Here is a 23,289-nt window from a genome sequence, read left to right as displayed (position 1 = left end):
TATTGCACTCTCATCAATTAAGCATTTTAAAAGCTCTTCTTTGGAATTAAATTTTTGTGTTTGGGTAAATTTAAGGTTTTTGGTATCCATAATATTTTTGCTCCTGCTTGTTTTTAGCAAAATTATAAAGAAATTTATAAAATATAGCTAAATTTTAGCAAAAGCAAAATTTTTTATAATTTTTAATACTATTTTTTAGAAAAATTACTTATCACTAATAATAATTTCTAAAATTTTATCATTTTGTTTTAGAGAATCTAGGACTTTTAGGCTTTCTTTATCTTCTTTGTTAATAGCTCCAAATACTGTGTGTTCTCCATCTAGATGGGGTTGTGGAGCAAAACAGATAAAAAACTGACTACCTCCTGTGTCTCTTCCTGCATGTGCCATAGAAAGCGATCCTTTTAGATGTTTATTGGGATTATTTTCTAGCTCACATTTTATTCTATATCCAGGCCCTCCTCTGCCATCTCCATTGGGGCAACCACCTTGTGCTACAAACCCTGCAATTACTCTATGAAAATTAAGATCTTTATAAAAGCCATCTTTTGCCAAAGTAGCGAAGTTTGCTACGGTGTTGGGTGCATCTTTTGCAAAAAGCTCAAACTTCATATCGCCTTTTTCTGTTTTGATAATAGCATAAGCATAAGATAACAGTTCTTCTTGTGTAGGTTTGAATTCTTTTAATTCCATTTAAAAATCCTTAAAATTTAAAATCTTTATAGCAAATTTATTGTAGTATAAAAGTATTAAAAATAATTTTAATACACTTAAGGCTACAAAATGATGCGGATTATGTTTTTATTGTGTTTTTGGCTTCAAGTTTATGCACAAGATTATCCAGAGTGGATTAAAGAAGGTGTGAAAGTTATTTCAAATTTTGGTGAAAGTCGCTTTAAGAGTGGGTATGGAGTTATTATTAATGAAGGACTAGTTTTAACACATGCACAAAATGTCTCCTATCATGAAAAAGAAATTATTTATCCTAAAGACATTATTTTGTATGTGAGTGAGGCTAGAGATGAGCCTATAGCTTGTCTTATGCATACAAAAATACTTGCATTTGATAAGAATATGGGCTTAGCGATTTTAGAACCTACAAAATTTACAGATATTTATTGCAATGATCTTCCAGAGCAAAATTTTCGTTCTTTGCATTATAAAACGCGTTTTTTAGATATTTTGACAAAACCTTTGCAAAGAGATTTGATAGATAAAGATGTTTTGGATTATTTTTTGGAGCAAGAATGGCTAGAATTTGCAAAAGAGCAAATGACTTTCTTGGAGCTTAAGGCTATGCAAGAGCCACAAATTAAAAAGCTTTTAGGAATGCCTTTGTTTATTAATGATGAATTTTATGGGATTTTAAGTAAGGGTGAAGAGGAGGGGGGTAAAACTCATGCAAAGATTTTAACGCAAAAAGATATTTTAAATTTCATTTGCAATTTGAAAAAAACCTCTATTTATGAAAATTATCCACAAATACAAGATTATTGTGTAGCAAATTATTAGCAAGATTAAAGTAAAATAAAGCTAAAATACAAAAAAGCTTACCAAAAGGGAAGAAATGTCTGATTTATTAAACCAAGATATTCAAAATGTTAATATTGAAGATTCGATTAAAGAAAGTTATCTTGATTATTCTATGAGTGTTATTGTGGGGCGTGCGCTTCCAGATGCTAGAGATGGGCTAAAGCCAGTGCATAGGAGAATCCTCTATGCAATGTCAAAGCTAAATGCGACTGCGGGAGCTAAGCATTTGAAGTCTGCAAGAATTGTGGGTGATGTAATAGGTAAATACCATCCACATGGCGATACAGCGGTGTATGATGCACTTGTTAGAATGGCACAAGATTTTTCAATGCGTTTAGAGTTAGTAGATGGACAAGGAAACTTTGGAAGTATTGATGGTGATAGTGCGGCTGCTATGCGTTATACAGAAGCTAGAATGACAAAGGCAGCTGAAGAGATTTTAAGAGATATTGAAAAAGATACTGTGGATTTTATCCCAAATTATGATGATACAACCACAGAGCCAGATATTCTACCTAGCCGTTTGCCAAATTTATTGATTAATGGTTCTAATGGAATTGCAGTGGGTATGGCTACAAATATCCCTCCACATAGAAGTGATGAGATTTTAGACGCACTTATTTATCTGGTGGATAATAAAAATGCAACTTTAGATGAAATTATGCAATTTATTGAGGGGCCAGATTTTCCAACAGGTGGGATTATCTATGGAAAAAGTGGGATAAGAGAAGCTTATGAAAGCGGTAGAGGACGCATTAAAATAAGAGCAAAAACCCATATTGAAAAAACTAAAACAAAAGATATTATTGTAATTGATGAGATTCCCTACCAAGTGAATAAAGCAAGACTTGTAGAACAGATTGCAGAGCTTGCAAGAGATAAGGTGATTGAAGGGATTTCTGAAGTTAGAGACGAATCAGATAGAGAAGGGATTAGGGTTGTAATTGAGCTAAAAAGAGAAGCAATGAGTGAAATTGTGTTAAATCATCTTTTTAAATCTACCCCGATGGAAAGCACTTTTGGGATTATTCTTTTGGCAATTTACAATAAAGAGCCTAAAATCTTTAATCTTTTAGAATTGTTGCATTTGTTTTTGTCCCATAGAAAAAGCATTGTTATTAGAAGAACGATTTTTGATTTAGAAAAAGCAAAAGCTAGAGCACATATCTTAGAGGGCTTAAGAATTGCCTTAGAAAATATTGATGAAATTGTAGCTTTGGTGCGTTCTAGTAGTGATCCAAAAGTGGCTAAAAATGCTCTGATGGAGAAATTTAATCTAAGCGAGATACAAGCCCAAGCAATTTTGGATATGAGACTTCAAAGATTAACAGGTTTAGAAAGAGATAAAATTGAAAATGAATACCAAGAGCTATTAAAAGAAATTGAATATCTAAGCTCTATTTTAAAAAGTGAATCAATGCTAAATGGAATTATTAAAGAAGAGCTTCAAGAATCTAAAAACAAATTTACCTCCAAACGCTTAACCGCTATTGAGGAAGACTATGAAAGCATTGATATGGAAGATTTAATTCCAAATGAACCAGTAGTGGTAACTATGAGCCATAGAGGCTATGTAAAACGCGTGCCTGTAAGGACTTATGAGAAGCAAAATCGTGGCGGTAAGGGTAAGATTTCTGCAAATACGCATGATGATGATTTTATTGAATCTTTCTTTGTTGCAGATACGCATGATACGATTATGTTTGTTACAAACAAAGGGCAACTTTATTGGTTAAAAGTATATAGAATCCCAGAGGCAAGTCGCACAGCCATTGGTAAAGCAGTGGTAAATTTAATCAATCTTGCTCCTGATGAGAAAATTATGGCAACCATTACTACAAAAGACTTTAATGAAGATAAGTCTATTGCGTTCTTTACGCGTAATGGAATTATTAAACGCACGAATTTAAGCGAGTTTAAAAACATTAGAAGTGTGGGAGTTAGAGCGATTAATTTAGATGAAAATGATGAGGTAGTAACTGCAAAAATCATCACTCCTAGTATTCAAGAAATTTTGGTGGTTACTTATGAGGGAATGTGTGTGAGGTTTGGAGTGAGTGATGCAAGAGAGATTGGGCGTGTAGCAAGAGGGGTAACAGCTATCAAGTTTAAAATGCCTAAAGATTTTGTAATCGGTGCAACTGTGATTTCTAGTGAAAATGAAGAGATTTTAAGTGTAAGTGAAAAAGGAATTGGAAAACGCACAGAGGCAAATGAATATAGAATCACAAAACGCGGTGGAAAGGGTGTAATAGCTATGAAGCTCACACCAAAAACTGGAAAGCTTGTGGGTGTAGTCAATGTGGATGAAAATATGGATTTAATGGTGCTAACTTCAAGTGGCAAAATGATAAGAGTAGATATGCACTCCATTAGAAAAGCGGGGCGTGCTACAAGTGGTGTTATTATTGTCAATGTAGCTGAAGAAAAAGTAGTATCCATTGCTAGATGTCCTAAAGAGGAAAAAGAAGAAGAGGAGATTGAAGAGCAAAATCAAGATATGGGGCTTTTAGGAGAGTAGTTTTGTAATGTTTAAAATTCTTTGTCTTTTTCTGCTAGTGGGTGGGATTTTAAATGCAAGAGAGCTTATATTTTCCTACCGTCTAGCGATTAAAGATGGAGTGATTTTAAATGAGGATTATTATTTTTCCCCCATCATGCAAGAGCGAAAAAGGAAGCTTAGTCCTTATAGGAATTGTGAGATTTTGCATGAGGCAAATAGCGAAAATGAGTTTTTAAAAACTTATAAAGAAGAGATTTTAGAGTGCTTTTTTAAATGGGGTGTGAGGCTAGAAGATAGGAGTAAAGCAACGAATTTAGTTGGGAATTTTGTGAGTGTTTTAAGTATTCCTCCTACACGCATTTATGTGGAATTTGAGCGAGGGATTGCAAAAATTTATTATTTATCACCCTAAAAAGGAGAAAAAATGAAGCTTGCCATTGTTGAAGATGATATTAATATGAGAAAATCGCTTGAAATTGCTTTAGGTGAATATGATGAATTTGAAGTAATTAGCTTTAAAAGTGCTAAAGATGCCTTAAAAAAGCTAGATGATTCTGTGGATTTAATCATTACGGATATTAATATGCCACAAATGGATGGGCTAGAGTTTTTGCGTGAATTAAATGGCAAGTATGAGGCGTTGATTATCACAGGAAATGCAACTTTGAATAAAGCTATTGATTCTATTAGGCTTGGTGTAAAAGACTTTTTAACCAAACCTTTTGAAATTGAAACTTTGGTAGAAGCAATTCATAGAGCCAAAAAAGCAAAAGAAGTAATAGGTAAGGCTGAAAAGAAAAGCACCAAAAAAACTAAAGAGAAAAATTCTTTTATTGCGACTTCTCCTGCATTAGAGGGTGCTTTAAAGTTGGCTTCTAAAGCTGCTAAAACAGATGCTTCTGTGTTATTTTTAGGGGAGAGTGGAGTAGGCAAAGAGCTTTTTGCAAATTATATCCACCAAAATTCTACAAGATTGGATAAGCCTTTTGTGGCTATTAATATGGCAGCAATTCCAGAAAATTTGCTAGAATCGGAACTTTTTGGATATGAAAAAGGTGCTTTTACAGATGCGACAGAAGGAAGAGCAGGGAAGTTTGAGTGTGCAAATGGTGGTAGTGTATTTTTAGATGAAATAGGTGAAATGCCTATGGGACTTCAAGCAAAGCTTTTAAGAGTGCTACAAGAAAAAGAAGTGGTAAGGCTTGGTTCTAATAAGCCCATTAAAATAGACATACGCCTTATTGCTGCTACAAATGCAGATATTGAAAAAAAGATTAAAAGAGGAGAGTTTAGGGAGGATTTGTATTTTAGATTGCAAACCATTCCTATCCATATTCCCCCTTTGCGTGAGCGAAAAGAAGAGATTATCCCTCTTAGTGAATGGAAGCTAGAGCAGGTAGATAGCCAATATGGCGTGGGTAAAAAAACTTGGGGTGAGGGTGCTAAAGAGCAACTTTTATCTTATAGGTGGCCAGGAAATATTAGAGAGCTTTTATCGGTAGTAGAGAGAGCTGCAATTTTGTGTGAAGAAGATAAAATATTGCCAGAAGATTTATTTTTAACCTCGCGTGAGAGTGCAGGAGAGAAGAAGATTGCTTCGCTAGAAGAAGAACTTATTATTGAAGCTCTAAAAGCAAGCGATTCAGATTTAGATAGAGCTTGTGAGATTTTAGGAATGAAAAAAGAAATTCTAAGCAAGAAAATGGAACACTATCAAATTAAATTGTAAGGAGTAAAAATGAGAAAATATAATGTAGCGGTTGTGGGTGCAACTGGGGCAGTAGGTGAGGAGATTTTTAGAATCTTAGAAGAGAGAAATTTTCCAGTGGCAAAAATTTTGCCACTTGCGAGTGCTAGAAGCGTGGGTAAAGAGATTGAATTTCAAGGAGAAAGTCATAAAGTGGTGGAGCTAACCCATGATGTGTTTGAAAAAGAGGATATACAAATTGCATTTTTTTCAGCAGGTGGTAGCATAAGTGCAGAATTTGCACCTAGTGCAGCAAAAGCAGGTGCGGTTGTGATTGATAATACAAGCCATTTTAGAATGGATAAAGATGTGCCTTTAGTAGTTCCAGAAGTGAATGAAGAAGATATTGCACTATGGGAGAAAAAAGGCATTATTGCAAATCCAAATTGCTCTACCATTCAAATGGTGCAGGTTTTAGCGCCTTTGCATTTAGCATTTGGGATTAAAAGGGTAGATGTTAGCACTTATCAAGCCGTATCGGGTGCAGGTAAAAAGGGTATGGAAGAATTAATTATGCAAATGCAAAAGTTTTTTGATTTTAGTTTAGATAGTGTAGAGCCTAAGGCATTTCCACATAGAATTGCTTTAAATGTTATTCCGCATATTGATGTATTTTTGGATAATGACTACACAAAAGAAGAAATGAAAATGGTCAATGAAACCAATAAGATTATGCATAGTAGCTTTGCTGTGAGTGCAACTTGTGTGAGGGTTCCAGTTTTAAGAAGCCATAGTGAGTCTATTACTATTGCATTTAATAAAGAAGTGAGCGCTAAAGAGATTAAAGAGGTGCTAAAAAATGCAGAATCTGTGGTGCTTATGGATAATCCAAAAGAAAATTCTTATCCTATGCCGCTTATTGCCACAGATACAGATGAAACCTATGTAGGGCGTATTAGAGTGGATAATTATGATAAAAATATCGTGCATTTATGGTGTGTGGCTGATCAAGTGCGTGTAGGAGCTGCTACAAATGCAGTAAGAATTGCGCAAAAATGGATTAAAATGCAAGGAGAGTAATGGGAATTGCTTCAATTTTATTTGTATGTTTGGGGAATATTTGTCGCTCTCCTTTGGCTGAGGGGATTGCAAAGGATTTAGCTACTAAACAAAATCTAGATTTAAAAATAGATTCTGCTGGGACAAGTGGATGGCATATTAATGAGCCACCTTGTGAGAAGTCTATTTTAATAGCTAAGCAAAAAGGTATTGATATATCGCATTTAAGAGGGCGTAAAATCAATAGCTACACAGATTTAGACTTTGATTTAGTTGTGGCGATGGATAGGCAAAATTTGAGCGATATTTTAAGGCTTGGTTTTCCAAAAGAAAAAGTGGTTTTAATGGGAGATTTTGCTCTTCAAGGACAAGATATTCCCGATCCTTATTACTATCCTAATTTAGAAGGGTTTGAAAAGATTTATGCAATGCTAGAAAATAGTATTCAAGAATTATTCAAGCAAAAAATTCTCACTTAAAGGATAATTTTGGGAGATTTAGCTTCTAATCTTAATCTTTATTTGGCACTATTAGGAGGTGTGCTCTTTTTTAGTGCGTATGCTTCTAAAATCTCTGAAAAAATTGGTATTCCTCTTTTGCTTGTGTTTTTGGGTATTGGTATGCTACTAGGAAGCGAGGGGATTGGAGGTATTGAGTTTTCTAATGCAATTTTAGCACAAATTATAGGCACAATAGCCTTAGTGTTTATTTTGTATAGTGGAGGACTTAATACACATTACAAAGAAATTAAACCCGTGCTTAAAAGTGGTATTTTGTTAGCTACTTTGGGCGTGCTTTTAACTACAATGGTTATGGCATTGTGTATTTATACTATGCTAGATTTTAGCTTTTTAGAGTCTTTACTTTTAGGTGCGATTGTAAGCTCCACAGATGCAGCAGCCGTGTTTATGGTTTTGCGTTCTTCTAAAATCAAATTAAAAAATAATATTGATTATCTATTAGAGTTAGAATCTGGAAGCAATGATCCTATGGCAATTTTTTTAACCATTACTATTTTGCAAATAATTGTTATGCCTCATGAGGCTTCTATTTTGGAGTGGGTGATTCAGTTTTTTGCACAATTTATTGTAGGTGGAATTTTTGGATTGGTTTGTGGCTATCTTTTTCCTAAAATTTGTGCAAAAGTGAAGATAGCACAAGCAGGGTTATATCCGCTTTTAAGTCTTGCATGGCTTTTGCTTGTATTTGGAATTTCTTCTTTACTTTATGGAAATGGGTATTTAAGCATTTATATTGCAGGGATTTTAACTAATAAATACATCTTTCCTCATAAAGACAATATTATCGCTTTTCATGATAGTAGTGCTTGGATTATGCAGATTGTTGTATTTTTGGTTTTAGGTTTGCTTGTGTTTCCTTCGCAGCTTAGTTCTGTTACGCTTCAAGCGGTGATTTTATCAGTGGTTTTAATTTTTGTAGCACGCCCACTTAGTGTGTTTATTTCGCTTTGTAGAAGTCCTTATGATACTAAAGAAAAGATTTTTATCTCATGGGTTGGATTAAGAGGTGCTGTGCCTATTATTTTGGCTACTTATCCCTATGCTTATCAGCTAGAAGTTTCTTCTATGTTTTTTAATATTGTCTTTTTTGCTGTTATTCTTTCTGTATTGTTGCAAGGAATGAGTCTTAAATGGGTGGCAAAAATATTAAAAATTTCTAAAAACTAAGGCTTATGAGCCTTAAATGAGTTTTTTAAGTTTAGCTTGTAATTTTAGCCAATCATTAATAGGCAAGAGTGGGTGTCCTGAAAATTTTCCAAAAGGAGGAAGACTTTTTGAGATAGCTCCTCTTGCTCCTACTTGAGTAAATTCTCCGATGTGTAGATGTCCTGCACTACCTGATTGCCCTCCAAGCACCACATTGCGTCCTGTAGTTGTAGATCCAGAAATCCCAGCTTGAGAAACAATAATACTATGCTCCCCGATTATGCAATTGTGTCCAATTTGCACGAGATTATCAATTTTAACCCCTTTTTTAATACGGGTTTCCCCAAAAACAGCCCTATCAATGGAAGTATTAGAGCCAATTTCCACGCAATCTTCTAGCACAACTCTTCCATTATGATAAATCTTAATATGCTCTCCATTTTGTGTGTGTGCATAGCCAAAGCCATCACTTCCAATTACACTATTTGCATGGATTGTTACATCATCGCCTATGAGCGTATCATTATAAACACAAACATTAGGATAAAGAATGCAATTTTTTCCTATACTTACATTCTCTCCAATTACCACTCCAGCCATTAGAATCGTTCCAGCACCAATGCTACTCCCCTTTCCTATCACTACATTTTGGAAGATTTCTGCACTGCTTGAGATGATTGCCTCTTCTTTTTTATGAAAAAGTGGTTTTTGAAAAAATCTTGTAAGATAAGCCATAGCAAGATAGGGAGCAGGACTTATTAAACCTATTGCTTCTTTATTGAGTGCTTCTATGTCGCAAGAACGCAATAAAACTGCTCCTGCCTTGCTTTTTTTAATCTCTTCTTTGTATTTATCTTTTTCTAAAAAAGTGATATGAGAATGCTCTGCAACTTGTGGAGATTCAATGGCGGTAATTTCTTTGTGTGTATTTTGGTATTCTTTCCATTCTTCTTCATAAAAGATTACTTGCTCTATTAAGCCTTTTGCTTTTAAATCGTTAATAAGTTCTATTAATAGCATGTTTATTCCTAATTTGTTTCAATAGCTAAAGTTCCACTTCTAGTAATATCCTTTGGCCTATAAGCTTTGATAGCTTTTAGTAAAGATTCGATGCGATTTGGAGTATCACAAGCCATAAAAATCGCATTTTTTTCATTTACTTCTAAAACTTTTCCATTATAAGCACTAAAAATAGCATTTAAATCTGCTATATTTTCACTACTGCTAAATTTTACAAGTAGAGATTCTAGCTCATTAATTTGTTCATCTTCTAACACTTTTAAAACAGGGATAAGCTTGTGTAGTTGCTTTAAAATCTGTTCTAAAACCCTTTCATCGCCTTTTGTAACAATGCTAATGCGTGAGAGATTACTCTCTAATAAAGGGGCAACGGTTAGAGATTCAATATTATATCCTCTTCCAGCAAATAAACCGCTAATGCGAGAGAGAACTCCATGTTCATTAAGAACAGTTACAATAATAGTTCTTTTGGTTTCCATAGTTATTCCTTATAATCTAGCATCATATTAAATAAAGCTCCACCAGTTGGCACCATAGGTAAAACATTTTCCATTCTATCAATTCTAACATCTAAAAGTGCAACTTTTTTACTTTCTATTGCAGCTTGAAGTGCATTGATAAATTCCTCTTTTGTGTGGCAAACTTTTCCAAAACCTCCAAAAGATTCTACTAGCTTTACAAAATCGGGTTGTTGCTCCAAATCTGTCTGCGAATAGCGTTTATCATAGAAAAAAGTCTGCCATTGACGCACCATTCCAAGATAGTTATTATTAAGAATGATATTAATCACTGGAATATCATAAACCATACAAGTCATAAGTTCTTGAATATTCATTAAAATAGAACCATCTCCGCTAATGTTAATGGATATTTTATCAGGATATGCTTTTTTAGCACCCATAGCAGCAGGCAGTCCAAATCCCATAGTCCCAAGCCCACCGCTTGTAACAAATTGTCTAGGAAAAGAAAAAGGATAAAATTGTGCTGCCCACATTTGGTGCTGTCCTACATCGGTGCTAATGATTGCATTTTTGCCTAAAATTTCACCCAATTTTTGTAAAACCCATTGAGGTTTTAAGATATTATCACTATCTTTAAAACTTAGAGGGTGAAGCTTATCATAACGAGCAAGTGTTTCTCTCCAAAGTGCAGTAGTATTGGTATCATAGCATTCTCTTAAAAGTGGCAAAAGCTCCTCTAAAACATCGCTAACATTACCTACAATAGGGTAGGTAGCATTGACTATTTTAGAAATACTGCTAGGATCAATATCAATATGAATAATTTCTGCATATTTTGCAAATTCACTTAGTTTTCCTGTAACTCTATCATCAAATCTAGCACCAAGAGAAATGATTAAATCAGCTTCGCTCATAGCCATATTTGCACAATAGCTTCCATGCATTCCCACCATTCCTAGTAAGTTTGGACAGCCACTAGGCAAAATCCCTCTTGCCATTAGTGTTTCTACTGCAGGAATTTGAGTAAGAGTGCAAAGCTCTTTAATGAGATCTGCACTTTTTGAAGCAATACAGCCTCCACCTAAATATAAAATTGGTTTTTTTGCTTCCTTAATAGCTTCGGCTGCTTTTTTGATTTGTCTTGCATTGCCTTTGTAAGTAGGCTTATAAGTTTGTAATTTAATCTCGCTTGGATAATTAAACTCTCCAAGGGTTGCACTAATATCTTTGGGTAAATCAATATGCACAGGTCCAGGTCTGCCACTTTTTGCAATATAAAAAGCCTCTTTTAAGATTCTAGGCAATTCTTCAATACTTTTTACTAAATAGTTGTGTTTTGTGCAAGGGCGTGAAATCCCAACCGCATCTATTTCTTGAAAAGCATCTGTGCCTATTAGACTTGTAGGCACTTGTCCGCTAATGATTACAAGAGGAACAGAATCCATATAAGCAGTAGCAATTCCTGTAACTGCGTTTGTAAAGCCTGGTCCGCTTGTAACAATAGCTACTCCTACTTCTCCACTTGCTCTTGCATATCCATCAGCAGCATGGACTGCTGCTTGTTCGTGTCTTGTTAGGATATGTGTAAAATAATTTTGCTTATAAATCTCATCATAGATATTTAATGCAGCACCGCCTGGATAACCAAATACTACTTTTACACCTTCATTTTTTAAGGCGTGTATTACCATTTCAGAACCATTTAATTGCATATTCTTACCCCAATTTTACTTGTAAAATTTCGTATTCTACTACAAAATACTTTATCCAAAATGAAAGCTAAATTAAAAAAGCCTTCAAACAATCACAAAGATGAGTAATTTCTTCTTTTTTGTGTGTATAATGCACACTTATTCTAATCCAACCGGGTTTTTCTTTAAAAATCGCATTATCTTCTAAACCTAATAAATCATGTCCATAAGGACCAGCACAAGCACAGCCAGCACGCACTAAAATTCCTTTTTCTCCTAGAAATTTTGCAATTTCATAAGGAGAGTGGTTTTTGATATTGAAAGAAAAAATTTCTAATGCATTGTGTGCTTCATTGCCATAAAGAGTAATTTTAGATTCATTTTGTAAAAATTCTCTTAGAGGCTTAGCTAATTTTGATTTTTTTTCTAAAATAAGCCCCTCTCCAATTTCTTCTTTTACTCTATAGGCTAAATTAGCACGCAAAAATTCTAAAATGCCAGGCGTTCCTGCTTCTTCGCGTATTTCTTCTTTGGAATGATAAATTTGTGAGGTGCGTGAAACATAGCCTACCACTCCTCCACCACAAAATGTAGGTGGGAGGCTTTTATCAATGAGTTCTTTTCTAATAATTAAGATTCCACTACTACCAATTCCACCAAGTAGCTTATGGGGGGAAAGAAAAGCTACATCATAAAAAGAAGAGGGAATATTAAAATAGCTTGAAGTGCTTGCCATATCAAAGCATACAATTCCTCCATATTTTCTTATCCAATAAGAAATCTCCCAAAAAGGCACTAAAATACCGCTCACATTAGAACATAAAGAAAAAGAGGCGATAATCTTACGCCCTTTGTTTGCTTCTAGGGTTTGTTTTAAGGTTTCTATATCCACAAGTCCTTCTAAATTAAGCGGGATTCTCTTCACTTCGCATAATCCCTCTTTAAAGCTTAGCTCATTGCTGTGGTGTTCATAAGGGCCTATGATTACTAAGGGTAAATTGTCTTTTTTGATATTTAGATGTTGTTTAGCTTTTGGGGGGATATAAATTCCCATAATTTCTTGAAATTTTTTAATTGCTGCACTTGAGCCAAAACCACAAGAAATCAGTGCATAATTTTCATCAAGTCCAAAAATTTGCTTTAAATTTTCTCTACTACCCTCATAAAGTTCGCTCATTAATTTAGAATGGGGAGAATTATCAGAATGGGTATTTGCATAAAAGGGTAAAAGCTTGGCAATTCTTTTTTCTACCACTTTTAGTCCAAGCCCACTTGCAGTCCAGTCAAAATAGGTTGTATTTTTAGCTAAAATACGATTTTTTCTAAGAAATTTAATTTTTTGCTTGGAGGTTAAATTTTCTTGTAAGAGTGGGCTAAAAAACTCGTTTTTCAAATGACTCCCTTTGGAAATTAATATGAAATTTTGCCTTATTCTACCATAACTAATGCTTTAATAAATTCACAAATGCAAAATTTATGAAGATAAAGAAATATTAAGATGTTCTAGTTCCTTTTTCAATTCTAAGGATTTAGTGTAAAAATCTTCTTGATAGGTATTTAAATGGGCGATTTTTACACCAGCATATTGGGAGATAAACTGATCCATTTTAGGATTTTGCTCCCCACTAATAATGAGTGCTAAAAGCTCTATGCCATAGCTTTTTAAAGCATGGATACTTAAAAGAATATGATTAATCCCACCAAGATAGTAGCCTCCTACTAAAATTGTGCTAAGTTTGTGTTCTTTTGCATAATCAATCATACAATATTTAAAATCTAGTGGGGTAAAAAGTCCTCCCGCGCTTTCAACTAAAAGATTATTAGAATTTGGCAAGGGGATTTTTAAGCCCTCATAGTTAATATTTTCTTTTAGCATTCCTATATGAGGACTTGCAGGGGTTTTTAAAAATTGTCCTTGTGGGTAGATTTTTGTATTTTTACAAAGGGTTGCGATTTTTTGGCTATCTGTTGGTGTGCCTGCTTGGATAAGCTTAAAATAATCTAGTTCAAATCCATAGCATAAAGCTGCACTTACAGAGGTTTTACCCACATCAGTATGCGAGCCTGCTATAAAAACTTGCATCAATAATCCTTTAAAGAAGTGATGCCTTTTTGACCGCAAACGCGACAATTTTCATTGCGTTTGATAGCAATTTTTCTAAAATCCATTTCTCTTACATCACAAGTTAGAATTTGGTTGTATAAAGGGGTTCCAACTCCTGTGATGATTTTAATAGCTTCATTGGCTTGTAATGTTCCAAAAAGTCCTGCAACGGCTCCTAAGATTCCCACACTTGCTCCTGTTGGGACTTCTCCAGTGGGTGGAGTATCAAACAAACAAGCATAACAAGCACTCTCTTTTGGCTTGATACTCATAAGCTGTCCGCAAAAATGTAAAGCACTCCCGCGAATAAGAGTTTTATTGGCTAAAACACAAGCATCATTAATGAGAAATTTTGAGCTAAATATATCTGTTGCTTCAATCACATAATCATAATCACTTAAAAGTTCTAAAATATTTTTAGAATTTATTCTATCTTTATAAGTGAAGATTTTTAAATCTGGATTGAGGGCTGAGAGTTTTTCTTTAGCAGAGATTACTTTTAGTTTATCTAAATCATTTGTAGTGTGGATAATTTGGCGTTGCAAATTAGAAAGATCCACCACATCTCCATCACAAATTCCTAGAGTGCCAACTCCAGCAGCTGCTAGATAGTAAAGCACAGGAGAGCCAAGCCCTCCAGCACCGATTACTAAGACTTTTGCGTTATGGAGTTTTTCTTGTCCTTCTTCTCCAAAGCCACTTAGAAGGATATTTCTATTATAGCGTTCTAATTGTTCGGTTGAAAAAATCATAATTTTTACCTTTTTTGTAAGAATTGTAGCAAGAAATACTTAAAGGTTTATTTCAAGCCATTGTTTATAAAGTGGCAAAAGATGTGGCAAGCTAAATCTTTTAGCACTTTCTTTTATATTTTCTTGAATAAATAAAGGTTCTTGCATAACTTTATCCATTGCCATATACATTTGTAAAGTATCTCCTAAAGGCACAGTAATGCCACATTTGCTAATTTTAGAGCTTTGTAAAAAATCTTCTTTGCATTCTAAAATCATCTTAGGAGCACAATCTGTGGTAATAATAGGCACACCAAGTGCTAAAGATTCCACTAAAACATTAGGAAAACCTTCATGGTTTGAGGCAAATACAAAGCAATCTGCACAGCTTAGCGGTGCATAGGGATTTTTTAAAGCACCCAAAAGTGAGATATGGTTTTTTAAACCTAGGGTGCTTATTTGTTCTTCTAATTTATTTTTAAGTTCTCCTGCTCCGATAATGAAAAGATGGGCTTTGTCTTTTTGTTTGAGTTTTGAGAAACTTTCAATTAAAAGTGCGTGGTTTTTGCCACAATCTAGCCTACCTATGTTTAAAAAGATAAATTTTCCTTCTTTCTTTTTTTGGAGAACTAAGTTTTTTTCTTGCGTATTTTCTTTGGAGAGTTGTTCTATTTTTGTAAGATTAAAAAGATTGGGCAAGAAAGTGAGTTTTTTCTCATGGATTTTGAAATTTTCTTGCAAATCTTGCAGAGTTTGTGGAGAGTTTGCAGAAATTTTATAAGCAAAGGGATAGAGGGTTTTTATTAAGAATTTATTGATTTTGGAATTTAGATTTTTATAGCCATATTGTTCGCTAGGGAAAGAACGCTCACTAATGAAGATTTTAGGTTTTTTAGCTAAAAATGAAGCAAGAATATTGATATAGTTTGGGCGATTCATTAAAGAGAGTGAATGGGTGGAATCTTTAAGGATTTTGGAATATTTATAAGCTAAGAATGGGATTTTAAGAAGTTTTTTAATGCCATTTTCTTGCATTTTGTTTTTACCTAAAATGATTTTTTTAACTTCTTTAGGAAGAGGGTAGTGTAAAATATCTTCTAAAAGCACCAAAGTAATCTCATATTCTTTGCAAAGCTCTTCTAAAAGCAAAGAAGTAATGCGTTCAGCCCCACCTGCACCTAAAGAATAGAGTAAGATTGTAAGTTTCATTTTTTTAAAATCTCCAAAGTATTTTCTACCATTTTGGGAATAGAAAAATTATCTATAATATGTGTGCGTGCGTGTTGTTTTAGGGTTTGTAAGGTTGGTGTGTCTTTTAGTTGTAAAAGAGAGTTTAGGCAGTTTATAAAGCCTTGTAAATCTTGCTTTTCAAAGCTAAAAGAGTAGGGTTGGTTAAAATCTGCAATCATTTCGCTCTCACCCACGCGTGAAATAATAGGCAAAGCTCCAGCACTCATTGCTTCTGCTATGGAGTTTGAAAATCCTTCATTTATGGAAGTGGATACAATGCAATCAAAAAGTGGCAAATAATCCTCTACATTTTTAATCGTATCTAAAAATAAAAATCTTTCTTGAAAATCTCCTAAAATTTCCAAACAAGTTTTTAGAATTTTCGTATCCTTTTTTCCTAAAGAGATAAAAAAAACATCTGTATTTTGCTCTAAAATCTCTCTTGCTCCTTTGCAAAACAAAGGATAATCTTTGGCTACATTCATTCTAGCACAAATTCCAAAGACAAAGGCGTTGCTTGGGATTTTGAGGGAGGTTTTAAGTTCTTTTGTGTTTTTGGGGCAGAATCTTTTTGTATCTATGCCATTATAAACTACTTTTGCTTTTGTCATTGTATAAGAATGCTGTGTGTAAAAACTAATAGCATCTTTAGAATTGCAAATAATATTATCAGCATAGGAGCTAAAAAATTTTTGTGTATAAAAATAGATTTTAGAAAAAAAGCTAAGTGTTGCAAGATTAATCCCACTTGTTCTAAAACCCCATACACGCTTAGTTTTTAATCCAAAACTTGCAAAAAGACTAAAAAGATTCATATCAGGCATAAAAGAATAAATGCAATCAGGTTTAAAATCTTTAATCACTTTTCTATAACGCATTAAAAATAAAAAATCCCCCTTGCCTTTTTTGTGGATACAAATATGAGGGATACCGCTAATTTCATCTTCTAATGTGCCTCCTCCATAAAGCGTGCAAAGAAGTAGTGTGATTCCTTCTTTTTTGGCAAGTTCTTTGGCTAAAAGAACCCATTGTCTCTCTGCTCCACCAAAATTTAAAGAACGGATAGATAGAAGAAGTCTAAAATTACTCATTTTTCTACTCTTTGCTTGATATTTAAGTGAGGCAAGAAATAATCAGGAAGCACAAGGCAACCTAAGGCTTTAAGGGCAAGTAGATTGGGATAGATAAAGAGACTTTGAATAATTTTTTTAAAAGATCTTTTATAGTCTCCTCCTTGTCTATAAAGGAGTGCAGCGATCGCACAAAGTTCTGCAAGATGTTTAGGGCAGTATTTAATGCGTTCTTTGTAAAAAAGTAAAATATCTTGTTCGTAGTTTTTTACCATTTCTAAGGGTTTGTATTTTAGGTTTTGCGTAAGAGATTCTGCGTGAATTCTATAAAATTTTAAAGGGCGATGGAGATAAAAACAGGGGCTTTGCTTATGAAGTTTTAGCCATAAAAGTCCCATATTACCTCTTTGTAAGTTTTCATTAAAGCGTCTTTTTCCAAGTAAATTACGCCTAAAAAGAGTAATAAACTCTCCTTTTAACTCTCCACAAAGCACTTCAACAAAGCTAATTTCTCGCGATTCAATAACGCCTTTTCCAGAAAGTGAGCCATCATCACTTCTAGTGCAATTTGCAGTGATAATCCCATATTTTCCATTATTTTGTAGATATACTTCCATCATTTGCGAAATGGCTTCTTTAAAAAGCAAATCATCATCATCTAAAAGCATTACTAATTCCCCACTTGCATAATCTAATCCGTTATTGCGATTGCCTGCTGAACCTTTGGTGCGTGAGTTTTGCACAACTTTGATGAAAGGATAATCATTAGCATACTCACTAGCAATGCTAAAGGTATTATCGCTAGAGCCATCATCGCTAATGATGATTTCTAGATTAGGATAGTCTTGATCTAGTATGCTTTCAATGGCTTCTGTGAAGAAATATTCTCTCTCAAATGTGGTTAAAATCACGCTAACTTTTGGGAGATTTCCAAAATGAGATAAATCCATAATCTACTCCTTTAAGTTAGCGTATCATAGCTAATGGCTTGTGGCAAACCATTTTGGATTTTATAGATAATATCACAATTTTTAATTGTGCTTAGACGGTGGGCTATGATAAGCAAGGTTTTATTTTTGGAAATTTGGTAGATTTCATCCATAATTTTTTGCTCGGTTTGGTTATCTAGCGCACTTGTAGCCTCATCTAAAACTAAAATTTCAGGATCTCCATAGAGTGCTCTAGCAATGGCCACTCTTTGTTTTTGTCCGCCACTAAGTGCAATACCTCCATCGCCTACTTGCGTATAAATCCCTTCTTTTTTGGCTAGAAAATCATAGATATTTGCAAGTTTTAAACAAGAGATGATTTTTTCTTCATCAAATTCTCTCCCAAAAGCTACATTTTGGGCAATATCCCCATCAAAAAGATACACATTTTGTGGAATATAGCCTATTTTTTTACGCCAACTTTTAAGATTTTTGGGTTCTAAATCTACACCATCAATTTGGATTTTTCCACTTTTAGGTTCTAAAAGGCTAATGATTAAATCAATTAAAGTGCTTTTGCCACTTCCAGATTCTCCTATAAATGCCACTTTAGAACCTTTTTTGATATTAAGATTTAAATGTTTTAAAATCTCTTTTCCTTGCGTGTAGGCAAAGCTAACATCTATAAGTTTGATTTCATTTTTAAAGTCAATTTTTTCTTCGCCCAGTTGTTTGGTTTGCAATAGCACATCTTGATAGATAATCTCTAAAGAGCGGAAATTAAAAAGAATTTTATTATAAGAATCTAAAATACGATTAATGGAGGGCAAAAGGCGGTAGAGTGCCAAAACATACATAGAAAGCAAGGGCAAATAGCCACTAATATTGCCATTTTGGCTAATAAAAAGATAAAGCACTACTAAAATCATCATACAAAATCCTAGTGCTTCTAATAAAAGGCGTGGAATGTGGAAAAAAGTTTGATTTTTGATATTAGCTAAAGAATAACCATAAGAAGAATTGTTGAATTTTTCTAAGATTACAGCATCATTGCATTGGAGTTTGATAATTTTATAATTTCCAAAACTGCTTGTGAGTGTTTCAAAAAATCCCTTTTGGTAAAATTCTCTTTCTTTACCTTGACTTTTAATGCGTCTTGAGATGAGTTTGCTCATCAAAAGTCCAAAGACACCAAGAATTAAGGTAAGTCCTAGAGTAATTTTAAAATTTACAAACAATAAAGTTCCATAAAGTAATAAAACTACAAAAACTTCAGAAGTCATAAATAAAAAAGCAGAGAGTAAAATTGTAAAATTATGGGCTTCTGTGGTGATGGTTTTAGTGAGATGGCTTGTATTTTTTGTAATAAAATCTTGATAATTCATACCTAGATAATTTACAAATAAACGCCCTACAATCAAGTGATAGCGGAAAAAAGTAAAACGCGCTAAGAGATGTTGGTAAAAAAGATTAATAAGGCTTCTAAAAGCATAGAAAATCAAAAGTGCCACACCAAAGAAAACTACAAAATCATAAGGATTTTGGAAAGAAAATAGATGATAAAAATATGCAAAATAAGGTTTTGAAGTAATGAGAGAAAAATCACTTGCAATGGAAATAAAAGGTGCAATTGCACTTATACCTACAAGCTCAATTAAAGAAATCACTAAAGACATAAAAAGTAAGAAAAAGACATAACGCCTATCTTTTTTAGATAAAATTATTTTTAGTTGCGAAATCATAGCTAACCTATAGTTTTTTAACATTATAAAATAAAATTGATTAAATTTTTGTAATATAAATGCTAAGTATAAGTATTTTGTCTTGTTGCAATCTTAATCACTAATAATGCATTTATTTTTCTCTAATTGTGATAATCCCTAACGCACCAACGCCATAATCTATATTTTTTGCACTTTTAGCTTTTTGTGGATTTTCTTTGTGGTGTGTAGTGTTTTGGTGTATCTAGGCTTTGTTGAATTTTACATTAAGTTTAAGAATTGTTTGTTGCCTATTGTTATTTTTATATATCTATTATTATTTTTCTTAGAAATAAAAACAAATTTATATGCTAAGATTCTTGAAAAAATCTCAAAAAATTTACTTAAGGAAGCCAGATGTCTTTTGTGCAAAAAATGCAAAATGAAATAAAATTGATTTTTACTTGGAATAAAAGCGATAGGCTTTGGCAAATGCCATTTTTTGCAGGACTTTGCGTTGCGATTTTGCTTTATATTTCTGCAAAACTTGGCTATCCTCAATATGGGCTTGTGAGTGTGATAGGGGCAATGATTTTTTTGTATGTGCCAGATACTCCAATTTATCATAAAATGATTTTAAGTATGTCGTGTGCTTTTGGGATTATTGTGAGTTTTACTCTAGGCTTAATAGGGCAGGCTTTTCCTAGCTTTATTCCTTTAATTGTATTTCTAGTAACTTTAGTGAGTGCACAAGTGGTGCGTTATTTTAGTATAGGGGCTCCTGGATTTTTCTTTTTTACTTTTGCTACGATTTTAGGCACTTATATTCCTTTTTCTCTTGAAGAATATCCCTTTGCTATTGGGCTTGTTGCTTTAGGGACAATGGTTGCAAATATTATGGTTTTACTTTATGCGCTAAGTGTGATTTATCTTTTTAAACATCCTACAAAACCTATTCCAAAGGTGGGAGAATTTGGGTTTGGGGTAATTGTTGTAGATCCTATTATTATTGCATTTTTTGTAGGAGCTTCTATGTTTTTGCAAAGTTGTTTAGAGCTAGATCGTGGCTATTGGGTTGGAATCTCTTGTGCTGCTGTGATGACTGCAATTACTTTTAAGCAAATTTGGGTAAAACAACTCCAAAGGATTTTTGGAACAATTATTGGAGTTAGTCTAGCTTATTTTCTTTTGCATTTTACTTTTGAACCTTTAGTGTTTGCAATTTTGATGATGGTGCTTATGTTTTGTGCGGAATTTTTAGTGGTGAGAAATTATGCACTTGCTATGATTTTTTTAACTCCTTATTCTACTTACTTGGCAGAAATTACAAGTTTTATGAACTACAATCCAGATATTATTATTAGGGCTAGAGTGCAAGATATTGTGATAGGAAGCCTTATAGGATTGCTTGGTGGAGCGTTTATGCATTGGGGTGCTTTACGCAGTATTTTAAATAAAGTAACAAGAAAAATAGTATTTAAATGGATAGGACAAGATTAAGTTAATTTAATGTATGAATTAGGTAGTATATACTTAATCATAAATAATATTTAGTATTAAAAAGTAAAATTTCATTAACCATATTTGGATTTGTAGAAATTCACATAAACTTTATATATTCTTGATACTTTCTTGATACATGTAAAATAAAATGTCTCTTTCTTAAAAACCTCAAATTGATTATGATACTTTAAAGCTAAAGATAAGGAGTAGTTATGAAACAACAAATAATCCCAACAAGTGAACAAAGGAATGTTCCAGAGGGTGAATTAATTGTGTCTAAAACAGATTTGAAAGGAAAAATACTTTATTGCAATGATGTTTTTATAGAACTTTCAGGCTATCAAGAGCAAGAGCTTTTAGGAAAAGCTCATAATATCGTGCGACATCCAGATATGCCACGCATTGTGTTTAAGCTTCTTTGGGAGCATATCCAAAATGGCAAAGAGATTGTGGCCTATGTCAAAAATCTTTCTAAAGAGGGTGCTTATTATTGGGTGATTGCTTTTGTTAGTCCTTCTTTTAATGGAGAAGGAAAAGTGGTGGGTTATCATTCTGTAAGATTAAAGCCCAAAAAAGAAGCAATTTCAAAAATTGAAAAAATCTATTCACAACTTGTTAGTGCAGAAAAAGAAGGTGGAATAGCAAAAAGCCAAACACTCTTAGAAGAACTATTAAAAAAAGAAGGAGCAAGCTATGAAGAATACATTTTATCTTTATAATTCATTCCGTTTGATGTGTATAGGGTTTATTATTACTTTTGTTGCTTTGTTTGTAGCAGAAGCGTTAAATATTCATTTTTTATTAGAATTTGCTATTTTTATTTTAGGAATTATTTTTTGTGCTATTGGACTAATAACAGGTAATAGACGCGATAAGTGTATCAAAGATATTGCAGAGTGTATTAAGCAAATGGCAGAAGGGAATTTGGAAGCTAGAATTGTAAATATCAAAGATAAAAGCGGACTTGGAGAGGTTGCTTGGTCGCTAAATCGTTTAGCAGATCAAGTAGAAACTTTTGTTAAGGGAAGTTATATGACAATCAATGCTGCAAGTGAGGGCAGGTATTTAAGAAAGCTTTCAGTAGGTGGTTTAAGAGGGACTTTTGCTTATGCAGGAAAATTAATCAATCAAGCTACAAAATCTATGGAAGAAGCTGATAAATTGGGGGCTAAAGGTTTGATTGTTAATCATATTTCAAAAAGAAGCTCTAGAAGTTTAGATGAAGATTTAAAAATAGTATCAAGCGATCTTAATGTAGTAATTGGTGCAATGAATGGCGTAAAAGAAGATACTAAAGATATTTCTAGTCAATCTAAAAGTGGAATTTCAAGTATTGAAGCAATTTCAGATAATTTTTCAAATTTAACTTTAACGATGGAGCAAACTTCAGAAGCCTTTGATAGTTTTGTAAATCGTATTGGAGAGATTGATTCTTTTGTGGCTTTAATTAAAGAAATCACCGATCAAACTAATCTTTTAGCACTCAATGCTGCTATTGAAGCAGCAAGAGCAGGGGAGCATGGGAGAGGATTTGCAGTTGTAGCAGATGAGGTTAGAAAACTAGCAGAAAGAGCGCAAAAAACAGCACTAGAGATTTCTTCTACAACAAAAATCATTAACCAAGAGATTAATGATATTGCAACTTTAGTGGAGAGTATTAATAAAATTTCTCATTCTTCTAATGATTTGCTTACAAGTTTCCAATCTGTTTTCTCACAAATGGATTTAAAAGCACAGCATTTGTTAAAAACTATTTTGCAAACTCATAAAAATTCCTATATTATGCTTTTAAAGCTAGATTGTGTGCTTAAAAAATCGGGTGCATATTCCACAATCATCACAGGAGTAAAACCCACAATTAGTGATTATTGTGAAGTGAATGATGAAAATGGAATTAGTCATGAGGTATGCAATAGTGTCTTTAGTTTAAATAGCAGTATTAGAGAATTTGTGGAATTTGCAACTAAAGAGGAAAATATCAACAAACTAAGAGAACTTGAAAGTTTCTATCAAGATTTTGAAACAAGAAGTCAAGAAATTTACAAACAGCTAGTGATTGCATAAAGATTTTGCAAAGATACAATTTTAGCTTTTGTGCTAGAAACTTGTAAATCTCTAATTTTAAAAAGTAAAAAATAGGAGGGATAAACCCCTCCAAAAAGTTAAACAATCCCACACTTTAAAAGATTAATTCTATCAATTCTCTTAGTTTTTAGGGAATAAGAGAATTTATTTATGTTGTGGATTATATTTATTTTATTCCTTAATTAAATTTATTAAAACTTCTAAACTAGCTAGAAACAAATTTCTTTAATTTCTAGCTAGCTTTTTAAAACCTATACTTAACCCCTACATTTCCACTTAAATAAGTTTCATTTTTAGAATCCACTTTTCCAGCAAT

Annotated in this window: 21 protein-coding genes; 10 read left to right on the top strand and 11 right to left on the bottom strand. The window is 33.3% G+C overall.

Annotation, left to right across the window (positions count from 1 at the left end):
- Positions 1-204: 204 nt before the first annotated feature.
- On the bottom strand, positions 205-693 hold the full coding sequence (locus tag B6S12_RS03705) for a peptidylprolyl isomerase (protein WP_111229468.1): 489 nt from the start codon (positions 691-693) through the stop codon (positions 205-207).
- Positions 694-783: 90 nt separating this feature from the next.
- Here B6S12_RS03705 and B6S12_RS03700 point away from each other — a divergent pair, with 90 nt between their 5' ends.
- From B6S12_RS03700 to B6S12_RS03670, 7 genes are read left to right on the top strand one after another with little or no spacing between them, the layout of a single operon-like run.
- A complete protein-coding gene (locus tag B6S12_RS03700; RefSeq protein ID WP_111229467.1) occupies positions 784-1,512 on the top strand; it encodes a hypothetical protein in 729 nt (242 codons plus the stop codon).
- 55 nt (positions 1,513-1,567) lie between these two features.
- Entirely contained in the window at positions 1,568-4,054 is a 2,487-nt protein-coding gene (gyrA, locus tag B6S12_RS03695) for a DNA topoisomerase (ATP-hydrolyzing) subunit A (protein ID WP_111229466.1), read from the top strand.
- A 7-nt stretch (positions 4,055-4,061) separates the two neighbouring features.
- Positions 4,062-4,448, top strand: coding sequence for a hypothetical protein (locus B6S12_RS03690; protein ID WP_111229465.1), 387 nt, complete (start codon positions 4,062-4,064; stop codon positions 4,446-4,448).
- Between the two features lie 12 nt (positions 4,449-4,460).
- Positions 4,461-5,765, top strand: a complete 1,305-nt coding sequence (locus B6S12_RS03685) for a sigma-54-dependent transcriptional regulator (RefSeq protein WP_111229464.1) — start codon at positions 4,461-4,463, stop codon at positions 5,763-5,765.
- 9 nt (positions 5,766-5,774) lie between these two features.
- Positions 5,775-6,803, top strand: a complete 1,029-nt coding sequence (locus B6S12_RS03680) for an aspartate-semialdehyde dehydrogenase (RefSeq protein ID WP_111229463.1) — start codon at positions 5,775-5,777, stop codon at positions 6,801-6,803.
- Entirely contained in the window at positions 6,803-7,261 is a 459-nt protein-coding gene (locus B6S12_RS03675) for a low molecular weight protein-tyrosine-phosphatase (RefSeq protein WP_111229462.1), read from the top strand. Before B6S12_RS03680 ends, B6S12_RS03675 begins: the two co-directional genes overlap by 1 nt.
- Before the next feature lie 9 nt (positions 7,262-7,270).
- Positions 7,271-8,470: a potassium/proton antiporter gene (locus B6S12_RS03670; RefSeq protein ID WP_111229461.1), complete on the top strand. Its 1,200-nt coding sequence runs from the start codon at positions 7,271-7,273 to the stop codon at positions 8,468-8,470.
- A gap of 12 nt (positions 8,471-8,482) precedes the next feature.
- Here the strand turns inward: B6S12_RS03670 and lpxD are convergent, their stop codons facing one another.
- From lpxD to B6S12_RS03620, 10 genes are all read right to left on the bottom strand, one after another.
- Positions 8,483-9,469, bottom strand: coding sequence for a UDP-3-O-(3-hydroxymyristoyl)glucosamine N-acyltransferase (gene lpxD / locus B6S12_RS03665; protein ID WP_111229460.1), 987 nt, complete (start codon positions 9,467-9,469; stop codon positions 8,483-8,485).
- An 8-nt stretch (positions 9,470-9,477) separates the two neighbouring features.
- Positions 9,478-9,948, bottom strand: a complete 471-nt coding sequence (gene ilvN, locus B6S12_RS03660; protein WP_111229459.1) for an acetolactate synthase small subunit — start codon at positions 9,946-9,948, stop codon at positions 9,478-9,480.
- A gap of 2 nt (positions 9,949-9,950) precedes the next feature.
- Positions 9,951-11,642: an acetolactate synthase large subunit gene (locus B6S12_RS03655; RefSeq protein WP_111229458.1), complete on the bottom strand. Its 1,692-nt coding sequence runs from the start codon at positions 11,640-11,642 to the stop codon at positions 9,951-9,953.
- Positions 11,643-11,709: 67 nt separating this feature from the next.
- On the bottom strand, positions 11,710-13,014 hold the full coding sequence (locus B6S12_RS03650) for an aminotransferase class V-fold PLP-dependent enzyme (protein ID WP_111229457.1): 1,305 nt from the start codon (positions 13,012-13,014) through the stop codon (positions 11,710-11,712).
- 81 nt (positions 13,015-13,095) lie between these two features.
- Positions 13,096-13,704: a dethiobiotin synthase gene (bioD, locus tag B6S12_RS03645; RefSeq protein ID WP_111229456.1), complete on the bottom strand. Its 609-nt coding sequence runs from the start codon at positions 13,702-13,704 to the stop codon at positions 13,096-13,098.
- Positions 13,704-14,477 carry a HesA/MoeB/ThiF family protein gene (locus B6S12_RS03640; RefSeq protein ID WP_111229455.1) on the bottom strand — a complete coding sequence of 258 codons (774 nt, stop codon included), beginning with the start codon at positions 14,475-14,477 and terminating at the stop codon, positions 13,704-13,706. The genes bioD and B6S12_RS03640 overlap by 1 nt, the downstream gene beginning before the upstream one ends.
- A gap of 39 nt (positions 14,478-14,516) precedes the next feature.
- The gene (locus B6S12_RS03635; protein WP_111229454.1) at positions 14,517-15,665 is read right to left on the bottom strand and encodes a glycosyltransferase; all 1,149 of its coding nucleotides are present in this window, start codon (positions 15,663-15,665) and stop codon (positions 14,517-14,519) included.
- The gene (locus B6S12_RS03630) at positions 15,662-16,777 is read right to left on the bottom strand and encodes a glycosyltransferase (RefSeq protein ID WP_111229453.1); all 1,116 of its coding nucleotides are present in this window, start codon (positions 16,775-16,777) and stop codon (positions 15,662-15,664) included. Before B6S12_RS03630 ends, B6S12_RS03635 begins: the two co-directional genes overlap by 4 nt.
- Positions 16,774-17,706 (bottom strand): glycosyltransferase family 2 protein, encoded by a 933-nt coding sequence (locus B6S12_RS03625; RefSeq protein WP_111229452.1) that lies wholly within the window; start codon positions 17,704-17,706, stop codon positions 16,774-16,776. The genes B6S12_RS03630 and B6S12_RS03625 overlap by 4 nt, the downstream gene beginning before the upstream one ends.
- 11 nt (positions 17,707-17,717) lie before the next feature.
- Positions 17,718-19,427, bottom strand: a complete 1,710-nt coding sequence (locus B6S12_RS03620; protein ID WP_111229451.1) for an ABC transporter ATP-binding protein/permease — start codon at positions 19,425-19,427, stop codon at positions 17,718-17,720.
- A 375-nt stretch (positions 19,428-19,802) separates the two neighbouring features.
- On the opposite strand from B6S12_RS03620, the gene B6S12_RS03615 reads away from it, so the two are divergent.
- From B6S12_RS03615 to B6S12_RS11640, 3 genes are all read left to right on the top strand, one after another.
- Positions 19,803-20,885 carry an FUSC family protein gene (locus B6S12_RS03615; RefSeq protein WP_111229450.1) on the top strand — a complete coding sequence of 361 codons (1,083 nt, stop codon included), beginning with the start codon at positions 19,803-19,805 and terminating at the stop codon, positions 20,883-20,885.
- A 215-nt stretch (positions 20,886-21,100) separates the two neighbouring features.
- Positions 21,101-21,607, top strand: coding sequence for a PAS domain-containing protein (locus B6S12_RS03610; protein ID WP_111229449.1), 507 nt, complete (start codon positions 21,101-21,103; stop codon positions 21,605-21,607).
- A complete protein-coding gene (locus B6S12_RS11640; RefSeq protein WP_111229448.1) occupies positions 21,582-22,952 on the top strand; it encodes a methyl-accepting chemotaxis protein in 1,371 nt (456 codons plus the stop codon). The genes B6S12_RS03610 and B6S12_RS11640 overlap by 26 nt, the downstream gene beginning before the upstream one ends.
- Positions 22,953-23,289 lie beyond the last annotated feature (337 nt).

The organism is Helicobacter valdiviensis, from assembly GCF_003245365.1.
In the GTDB taxonomy this organism is placed as follows: Bacteria; Campylobacterota; Campylobacteria; order Campylobacterales; family Helicobacteraceae; genus Helicobacter_D; species Helicobacter_D valdiviensis.
The sequence above is the reverse complement of the archived record's forward strand: the minus strand, read 5'-3'. Positions and strand labels throughout refer to the sequence as shown.